Origin of the sequence: Kitasatospora sp. NPDC057512, assembly GCF_042802135.1 — a bacterium.
In the GTDB taxonomy this organism is placed as follows: Bacteria; Actinomycetota; Actinomycetes; order Streptomycetales; family Streptomycetaceae; genus Kitasatospora.
This window is the reverse complement of sequence record NZ_JBHVET010000456.1, coordinates 1-7060: the sequence shown is the minus strand read 5'-3', so window position 1 is coordinate 7060 and position 7060 is coordinate 1. Positions and strand designations below refer to the sequence as shown.

7 protein-coding genes are annotated in these 7060 nt (G+C 76.0%); all 7 read left to right on the top strand.

What is annotated here, in order from left to right; genetic code table 11:
• Positions 1 to 10 precede the first annotated feature (10 nt).
• The gene (locus tag ACFU6K_RS26025) at positions 11 to 169 is read left to right on the top strand and encodes a hypothetical protein (RefSeq protein ID WP_380666895.1); all 159 of its coding nucleotides are present in this window, start codon (positions 11 to 13) and stop codon (positions 167 to 169) included.
• Between the two features lie 165 nt (positions 170 to 334).
• Positions 335 to 1573 carry a styrene monooxygenase/indole monooxygenase family protein gene (locus tag ACFU6K_RS26020; RefSeq protein WP_380666893.1) on the top strand — a complete coding sequence of 413 codons (1239 nt, stop codon included), beginning with the start codon at positions 335 to 337 and terminating at the stop codon, positions 1571 to 1573.
• Between the two features lie 133 nt (positions 1574 to 1706).
• On the top strand, positions 1707 to 2252 hold the full coding sequence (locus ACFU6K_RS26015) for a hypothetical protein (protein WP_380666891.1): 546 nt from the start codon (positions 1707 to 1709) through the stop codon (positions 2250 to 2252).
• A gap of 107 nt (positions 2253 to 2359) precedes the next feature.
• On the top strand, positions 2360 to 3271 hold the full coding sequence (locus ACFU6K_RS26010) for a squalene/phytoene synthase family protein (RefSeq protein WP_380666889.1): 912 nt from the start codon (positions 2360 to 2362) through the stop codon (positions 3269 to 3271).
• Positions 3272 to 3448: 177 nt separating this feature from the next.
• The gene (locus ACFU6K_RS26005) at positions 3449 to 3616 is read left to right on the top strand and encodes an SflA family class IV lanthipeptide (RefSeq protein WP_181970375.1); all 168 of its coding nucleotides are present in this window, start codon (positions 3449 to 3451) and stop codon (positions 3614 to 3616) included.
• Positions 3617 to 3672: 56 nt separating this feature from the next.
• Entirely contained in the window at positions 3673 to 6264 is a 2592-nt protein-coding gene (gene lanL, locus ACFU6K_RS26000; RefSeq protein ID WP_380666887.1) for a class IV lanthionine synthetase LanL, read from the top strand.
• Between the two features lie 570 nt (positions 6265 to 6834).
• Positions 6835 to 7032 carry a thiazolylpeptide-type bacteriocin gene (locus ACFU6K_RS25995; protein WP_049656540.1) on the top strand — a complete coding sequence of 66 codons (198 nt, stop codon included), beginning with the start codon at positions 6835 to 6837 and terminating at the stop codon, positions 7030 to 7032.
• Positions 7033 to 7060: the final 28 nt, after the last annotated feature.

Here is a 7060-nt window from a genome sequence, read left to right as displayed (position 1 = left end):
CGGCTGGAGCGTGCTCGCCCGCGGCCCGGCGCACTACGTGGACGACCCCGCCGAGCTCGACCGGCTGGCCGGGCTGCCCGGCGCGGCCCCCTGGGCGGGCGGGGCGCGGCCGCGCTGGGTGCGGATCCGCCCGGAGGAGGTCAGCGGCCGGCGGCTGGTCACGGGGTGAGGCGGGAAGGCGGGAAGGCGGGAAGGCGGGAAGGCGGTGAGGCGGGGAGGGGCCGAGTGCCGGTACGGCCCGTGGACGGGCGGCCCCGACGGCTGGTAAGCAGACCGGAGACGGCCGGGCCGTCCGGGCCGCCGTCCGGGACGTACCACCAGGAGAGCAGGGGCGATGCGCAGAGTTCTGATCGTCGGCGCAGGGCAGGCCGGACTCCAACTGGCCCTGGGGCTACAGGCGCACGGCTACGACGTGACCGTGCTGACCGACCGCGGCCCGGAGGAGGTGCGCGGCGGGCGGGTGATGTCCAGTCAGTGCATGTTCGACTCCGCGCTGCGCACCGAGCGGGCCCTCGGCCTGGACCTGTGGGCCGACCGGGCGCCCCGGATCGAGGGCCTCGGGGTGTCGGTCGCCGGGCCGGAGGCGGAGCGGGTGGTCGACTGGGTCGGGCGGCTGGACGCCTACGCGCAGTCCGTCGACCAGCGGCTGAAGATGTCCACCTGGCTGGAGCTGTTCGCCGAGCGCGGCGGCCGGGTGGAGCTGCGCCAGGTGACCGCGGCCGACCTGCAGAACCTGGTCGGCTCGTACGACCTGGTGCTGGTCGCCTCCGGAAAGGGCGCGCTGGCCTCGCTGTTCGAGCGCGACCACGAGCGCTCCCCGTACGAGCGGCCGCAGCGCGCGCTGGCGGCCAGCTACGTGCACGGGCTCGGCCCGCGCCCCGAGCACGACTACCCGGCGGTGCGCTGCAACCTGGTGCCGGGCGTCGGCGAGCTCTTCCTGGTGCCGGCGCTGACCGAGGCCGGCCCGTGCGACGCCATGGTCTGGGAGGCGATTCCCGGCGGCCCGGCGGACGCCTTCGACGGGATCCGCGATCCCGCCGAACACCTGCGGGTGACACTGGAGTTGATGAGGACCTTCACGCCTTGGGAGTACGACCGGACCCGCTCCGGCGTCGAACTCACCGACGCCGGTGCGACGCTGGCCGGGCGCTTCGCCCCGGGGGTGCGCCGCCCGATCGGCGAACTGCCCGGCGGTGGCACGGTGCTGGGCGTCGCGGACGTGGTCGTCCTCAACGACCCGATCGCGGGGCAGGGCTCCAACAACGCCGCCAAGTGCGCCGCCGGCTACCTGGCGGCGATCCTCGCCCACGGCGACCGGCCCTTCGACCGGGCCTTCCAGCAGGCGGCCTTCGACGGGTTCTGGCGAACCGTGGCCCCCTCCACCACCTGGAGCAACGAGCTGCTCGCCCCGCCGCCCCCGCACGTCCTCCGGATCCTCGGTGCCGGGGGTTCGCTGCCCGCCGTGGCCCACCGGTTCGCCAACGCCTTCAACGACCCGGCGGACCTGGAGGAGTGGTACTTCGACCCGGCCAGGGCGGCCGCCTACCTGGCCTCGGTCGCGGTGGAGGACTGAAAGGTCAAGTTCTTCCCAAGTTCCGTACAAGCAAACACCCTTCGTGGTGGGTTCTTCTCGCCCCCACCCGAGGGGCGCCTCCGGCCCGGATCCACGGGCCGGGCGGGCGAAGCGGACACCAGGAGGAGAGCCAGTGGCGGTCGACGGGGGCAACATGGCCCAGGCAGTGATCGATACGGCGTACAACGAGCGCAAGCGGCTGCACACCGGGCGCAGCCGGACCGTCGCCGTGGTCCTGTTCGGCCTACTGATCGCACTCGGCTTCTTCCTGGCCCTGGTGGTCGGCAAGGCGGACCCGGACACCCCGCCGACCTGCGACGGCAAGACCATGACCCGGCACAGCGAGTGCCGGATATGGTCCAGCCGCGGCGGCGGGGGCACCTACTCGTACGACGAGATGATCGACCGTCGGGAGTCCGGGAACGGCGTGTGGCGGGTGGTCGGCTTCGGCGGCGCGGGCGTGGCCGCCGTCCTGATGGTCGTCTCGATCGCCAAGCTCAACCCGAACCGCCCGTGGGGCCAGCCGGTCGGTGCCGCCTGCCCGCGCTGCCGGGAGCTCAACCTGCGGGAGAAGCACACCATGCACAGCGTCACCAGGGGCCGGACCACCTACCGCTACAGCGGCATCGTCACCCTCTGCACCCCGGCCTGCGGCTTCTCCGCGATCCGCCAGCGCTGACCGGGGCCCCGGGGGCCGGCACTGCGGGGCCCCGGGAGCCCGAATAGGTCCTCCCGCTCCCACCGGCTACGCTCGATCCCCGTCGAACAAACGATGGGGTGGACCGAGTGGGCAGGTGGGAGCGGGCGCTGGACGCGGCCGGGGTGCGGGAGGCCGGGCTGCGGGCCGACTACGGCCGGCAGCGGGAGCAGGTCGCCCGGTACAAGCGGGAGGTCGCGCTCGCCGCCGACCTGCTGCTGCCGGCCCGGACGGTCCCGCACGTGATCGCCGCCGCCGCCTTCATGCACCGCACCGACACCCTGCTCGACAGCGGCCCGCTCGCCGAACGCCGGGCGGCCTCCGCCCGCTGGCAGCGCCAGGTCACCGACAGCCTCGCCGCGGGCCGCACCGACGACCCCGAGCTGCGGCCCCTGCTGAACAGCGTCGCCGCCCACCCCGTGCTGCGGGACCGGGTGCTGGACTTCCTCGCCGCGACCGGGGCCGACCTGGACTTCACCGGGTTCGCCACCGAGGAGGACCACCAGGCCTACATCGACGGGTACTCGCTGCCCGGCTTCATGGTGGTCGCCGCCCTGCTCGGCCCGGACGGCGACCAGAGCGACTACCGCGCCGCCTGCCGGACCTTCATCGACGGCAGCCAGCGGCTCGACTTCGTCAACGACCTCGCGGAGGACCTCGCCGAGGGCCGGCTGACCATTCCCGAGCAGGCCCTCCGGGAGCACGGCGTCACCCGCGCCGACCTGGAACAGGCCCGCGACCTGCCCGCCGTACGGGCCCTGCTCGCCGCCCTGCTCGACCGGGCCGACCGCAGCCTCGCCGAGGGCAGGGCCGTGATCGACCGGGTGCCGCCCGCCCACCGCCCGATGGTCCGCTGCATCGTCGGCGTGGAGGAGCTCACCAGTGCCGCCGCCCGCGCCGACCTCGGCGCCCTGCTGCGCCGCTCGGCGGGCCCGGCCAAGCCCGCCGCGCTGCGCCTGCTGGCCCGCGAGTACCTCCGGGCCCGCCGCCTGCGCGGCTGACCGGGTCGTGTCGTCCCGGTGGACGCGGGCGGGAGCCGGCGTCCACAAACGGAACCTCTCTTTGTCGTAGTCGATCCGGCGGGTCCGTCAGCTCCCTGTCCCGGGTCGGGTGGCCTGGCTAGCATGAGCCCGCTCAGCACGAAGGACCCAACCACCTGAATCATTGGGAGGACCCCCATGAGTGCCCTGCTGACCGACATCCGCGACGCCGGCCCGCTGGAGATCGACGAGGACGCCATCGTCTTCGAGGACGAGTTCGACGCCGACCTCACGCCCGCCGCCTGCCTCGCCGACCCGTGGGTGACCTACGTCCCGACCCGCTTCCCCTGTGAGTTCAACGCCTGATCCACCCGGATCCGAACGACACGGCGGACCACGGCGGACCGGGGGAGGACGGAACCATGAACGCACCGCCCGACCCCGGCTCCGCCGAGGCCGCGCACCGGGACGCGCTGCGGGACGAACTGGGCCGCAGAGCCGAGCAGTTGACCGCCCGGGCGCCCGGCCCGCACCGCCCGCTGCGCACCGACGGCCAGTGGTGGTACCTCCGGGACCCCCGGATGCCGGAGCTCGCCCACGGCTGGAAGCTGCACCTCTCCGCCCGGACGGCGGGCTTCGAAGCGCTGCTGGACACGGCGCTCCCGATCCTGCTCGCCCGGGTCTGCGACGTGAAGTTCGCGGTGAGCACGGCGGCACTGTGGGAACTCAACAGCGGCCGGCACGGCGCCGCCGCCGTGGGCAAGGCCGTCACGGTCTACCCCCGGCCCGAGGAAGTCCGGGCCCTGGGGCTGGAGTTGGCGCAGGCGCTGGCCGGCCGGGAAGGCCCCGCCGTGGTCAGCGACCGCCCGGTCCGGCCGGACGCCCCGGTGCACTACCGCTACGGCCCGTTCCGGGTCACCGACGACGAGGCGCAGGCCGGCATGGCCGGCCCGGACGGCGCGCTGTTCCCCGGCCTGGCCGAGGCCCGCTACCGCCGACCGCCCTGGGCGAGCGACCCGTTCGAGGCGTCCGGCGCCGCCGCCCGCCCGGCGACCACCAGGGTCGGCGACGGCCGCTACCGGATCACCGCCGGCATCACCCGCGCCCCGAGCGGCCACGTCTACCGCGCGGTCCACCTCGCCACCGGGCGCGAGGTGGTGGTCAAGCAGGCCCGGGCCTTCGTCGCCGAGGACGGCGCGGGCGTCGACGCGCGCGGCCGGCTGCGGCACGAGCGCCGGGTGCTCGACGTGCTGGCCGGGGTCCCCGGAGTGCCCGCGCTGGTCGACTACTTCCGGCACGGCACCGACGAGTACCTGGTCAGCACCGCCTGCGGGCGGACCGACCTGCGCCGCGAGGTGCTCACCCGCGGCCCGTACGACGCCGAGGCGGGGGACGCGGGCGGTGCGGGTTCCGCCGGCGGCCCGGGCGGACGGGACTGGTGGACGCTGGCGCGCGCGTTGCTGCGGGTACTGGACGCGGTGCACGCGCGCGGCGTGGTGTTCTGCGACCTCAAGCCCGCGAACGTCGTGCTCGACCGGGACGGCCGGCCCGCGCTGGTCGACTTCGGCGTGAGCGCCCTGGACGGCGACCGGCCGCCGGGCGCCACCGCCGGGTACGGACTGCCGGGCGCCACCGGGGAGGACCCGTCCGAGGACCACTACGCCCTGGGCGCCACCCTGCACCACGCCCTCACCGGCCTCGACCCGGTGGTGATCGACCCGGACCCGGCGACCAACCGCGACCGCACCCTGGCCTGCCTGCGCGCCGCCCTCCCGGAGCCCGGGCACCCGGCGGCGGAACTCGTCGAGGGCCTGCTGAGCTTCGACCCGGCGCGGCGTTCGGCCACGGCGGCCCGCCTGCGGGAGGGGACGGTGCCACCCCGGCGGGCCCGCCACGCGCGTTCCACCGCGGAGACCGGGCGGAGCGCCCTGGACGGTGCGCTCGACCACACCGTCACCACCTGCGTCCGGATGGCCCGTGAGCTGCTCGCCGCCGACCCGGGCGCCGAACGGCCCCGGACCCTGCTCTCGCTGTACGACGGCGCCGCCGGCCTCGGCCTCGAACTGCTCCAGCACCCGGACCGCCCGGACGCCCGCTCCGCCGCCGCCGAACTGGCCGCCTGGACGGCCGCCCACCCGGCCCTCGACCACCTGGACGGCTCGCTCCACCAGGGCCGTACGGGCGTCGACCTGTTCCTCGCCGAGGCGGCCGCCGTGCTGGGCACCGAGCCCCCGGCGCCCCGCCGGTACCAGGGGACGGGCGTCGACCAGATCGCGGGGACCGCCGGGATCGGCACCGGGCACCTGCTGCTCGCCGGGCTCGCCGGGCTCGGCCCGGAGGCGGGAGCGCACCGGGCGGCGGCGGCCGACTGCGCCGCCGGGCTGGTCGACCGTCCGCTGGACGACCTCGGAGAGGAGCCCAACCCCGGCACCGCCGCCCTCGCGGAGGGCTTCGCGCACGGCCGCGCGGGGGTGGCCCACTTCCTGCTCGCGATGCCCGACCAGGCGTCCCGGCGGGCCGCCCGGGAGATCGTGGACGGCCTCGCGGCCGACCTCCCCGGCATCATCGCCGCCGCCCGCGCACCCGGGGCGACCCGCCGCTACCTCTCCTGGTGCCGGGGGCTGGCCGGGCTCGGCACCCTGCTGGTCCAGGCCGGCCGCCAGTACGGCGACGACGCGCTGATCGCGCTGGCCGCCGACGCCGCCGACACCTGCCGGACGCTCGCCCCGAGGACCGCGCAGGTCTTCCGCTGCTGCGGCCTCGCGGGCGTCGGGGACCTCTGCGTCGACCTCGCGGTGGCCACCGGCGAGGCCCGGCACTGGGCCGCAGCCCAGGGGTTGGCGGAGCTGATCCTCACGCGGGCGGGCGGCAGGCCGAACCGGCCGCTGCTGCCCGGCCGCCGGCCGGACGCGGAGGCGCGGGCCTGGGCGGTCGGCACCCCCGGCGTCACCACCTTCCTGCGCCGCCTGGCCCGGCGGGGCGGCCCGGTCCCGGGGATGCTGCCGCTGCACTGACAGGCCCCGCAGGTGCGCGTCTGACGGCAGGCCCGTGGCCGGGCTTCCGCGTCCCGTCGGACGAGCACGGCCCGACGCGGGATCCAGCACCGGTCGAGAAGCCCCGCAGGACCTCCTGGGCCGGGTTGCGTACGCGCACGCCCCGACCACGGGTGTCGACCAGGCCGAGGGCCGTCGAACCACCCGTGTCGTCGCACGGCCGGCCCTCCCCGGCGAGCCCCGCCGACGAGTTCGCGGACCAGGAGCAGGACGGACCGACGCCGCGTGAATCCGGCGCCGGTCGCGGCCGGATCGGGCCGTGATCGGGGGCGCGTGGGGGTCCGCTGGAGTGCCGCTTGAGCCGGGCCGGTCTTGAGCCGACAGGGGACGGGCTCCCGGCCAAGGTGCCGATCGGCCGTACCGCCGGGCGCCGCCGGGTGCCTAGATTCGTTTTCGGGCGGCGCGAAGCCCGGGTCCGAGCGGCCCGAGTGCGGCGCACCCACGGGGGACCCGGCACATTCCGCAGCACCCGCTCGCAGGCACACCTTTCCGGTCCGACCGGCCCGCCTGCCATTTCTGAGGGAGTCCGCCATGTCCGACACCACCACGTCCCGTACCGCTGCCACCGAGGGCCTCGACCTCCAGGACCTCGACCTCAGCGAGCTGACCGTCACCTCGCTGCGCGACACCGTCGCGCTGCCGGAGAACGGCGCGTCCTGGGGCTCCTGCTCCTGCCAGGGCTCGTCCTCCTGCGCGCAGCCGCAGCTGCCGGACGTGCCGACCGCCTGACGTCCCGCCATCGGGGCCTGTCTTCGGC

Bases quoted from the DNA above. Each gene is read 5' to 3' on its own strand.
- ACFU6K_RS26005 (WP_181970375.1), top strand. From the start codon at position 3,449: ATGAGTGCCCTGCTGACCGACATCCGCGACGCCGGCCCGCTGGAGATC.
- ACFU6K_RS25995 (WP_049656540.1), top strand. From the start codon at position 6,835: ATGTCCGACACCACCACGTCCCGTACCGCTGCCACCGAGGGCCTCGAC.
- ACFU6K_RS26020 (WP_380666893.1), top strand. From the start codon at position 335: ATGCGCAGAGTTCTGATCGTCGGCGCAGGGCAGGCCGGACTCCAACTG.
- lanL (WP_380666887.1), top strand. From the start codon at position 3,673: ATGAACGCACCGCCCGACCCCGGCTCCGCCGAGGCCGCGCACCGGGAC.